This window comes from Bacillus sp. Au-Bac7 (assembly GCF_021341655.1).
In the GTDB taxonomy this organism is placed as follows: domain Bacteria; phylum Bacillota; class Bacilli; order Bacillales; family Cytobacillaceae; genus Niallia.
Window position 1 is genome coordinate 1 of record NZ_JAJTTG010000044.1, and the last position, 1,444, is coordinate 1,444.

The following is a 1,444-nucleotide window of genomic DNA, read 5'->3' on the forward strand; positions in this document are numbered from 1 at the left end:
TGAACTGCGCCCCAATTGTTAGACACATCTAACAATGGGAGGCGCAGTTTTTTATGGCAAAATATACATCAGAGGAAAAATTACAAGCAGCACTACGGTACTTAGAAGGCAAAGAAAGCTCACATGAAATTGCTAAAACTATTGGAACAGACCATAAAGCAATTCTTAAATGGGCGAAACAATATGAGTATAACGGTGTAGAAGCTTTTATTAAACGGTATACAAATTATTCAGCACAGTTTAAACTAGACGTACTAAATTACATGATTGAACATGGTACGTCCTTTATCGAAACTGCGGCTATATTTAATATAGCTACTCCATCTACACTTCGAAGTTGGAACAAACAACTTGAAACAAAAGGATTCGATGCCCTTCAATCAAAGAAAAAGGGGCGTCCATCCATGAAAAAAGAAACGAATAAACAACCAAAACAAACACCAGTAGAAGGGTCAACAGAAGCACTTCAAGCACGTATTAAGCAACTTGAAATGGAAAACGAGTATTTAAAAAAGTTGAATGCCTTAGTTCAAGCCAAGGAAACATCACCAAAAAAGACAAAGTAAAGGTCATCTATGAATTAAGGCATAAATACTCGGTGAAGGCACTTGCCAAATTTGCACAGATTCCACGTAGTACGTACTATGACTTAGTGAAGAAATTAGATCGACCCGATCTAGATGCCGAGTTAAAAACCGAGATTCAAGCGATTTACAACGAACATGAGGGTCGTTATGGGTACCGACGAATTCGTGATGAACTCGCAAATCGTGGGCGAAAAGTGAATCATAAAAAAGTTCAACGCATCATGAAAACCCTTGGTTTAAAGTGCATAGTCAGAATGAAAAAGTATAAATCATATAAAGGGACAGTCGGTAAAATCGCACCTAATATTTTAGACCGTAAGTTTACAGTTGAAGTCCCTAATACGAAGTGGGTAACCGATATTTCAGAGCTTAAATTATTTGGTGAAAAGCTCTATTTATCACCTGTTTTAGACTTATTTAATGGGGAAATAATTACATACACAATTGGTCATAGACCCACGTATTCCCTTGTTTCAGAAATGTTGGAGAAAGCATTAGAAAAGTTACCAGAGGAACACCAATTACTGATGCATTCCGATCAAGGTTGGCATTATCAAATGAAACAATATCGTCACGCACTTGCATCAAGAGGCATTGTGCAAAGTATGTCTCGTAAAGGAAACTGTTACGACAACTCAGTTATGGAGAATTTCTTTGGAATTCTTAAATCGGAATTCCTCTACTTAAAGGAATTTGAAAGTATGGAACATTTTAAATTGGAACTTGAAAATTACATAACGTATTACAACACAAAACGCATGAAGGCAAAATTAAAAATGAGTCCGATACAATACCGAACTCATTTTATACAAGCTGCCTGACGAAATAACCGTGTCTAACTTTTAGGGGTCACTTCA

1 protein-coding gene is annotated in these 1,444 nt (G+C 36.6%); it reads left to right on the top strand.

Annotated elements, in window-relative coordinates; all coding sequences use genetic code 11:
* Positions 1-53 precede the first annotated feature (53 nt).
* Positions 54-1,408, top strand: a protein-coding gene (locus LXM54_RS27615; RefSeq protein ID WP_233319545.1) for an IS3 family transposase whose coding sequence is annotated in 2 segments (ribosomal slippage) — positions 54-507 and positions 507-1,408 — 1,356 coding nt in all. Because the reading frame shifts where the segments join, the coding sequence is not laid out codon by codon here.
* Positions 1,409-1,444 lie beyond the last annotated feature (36 nt).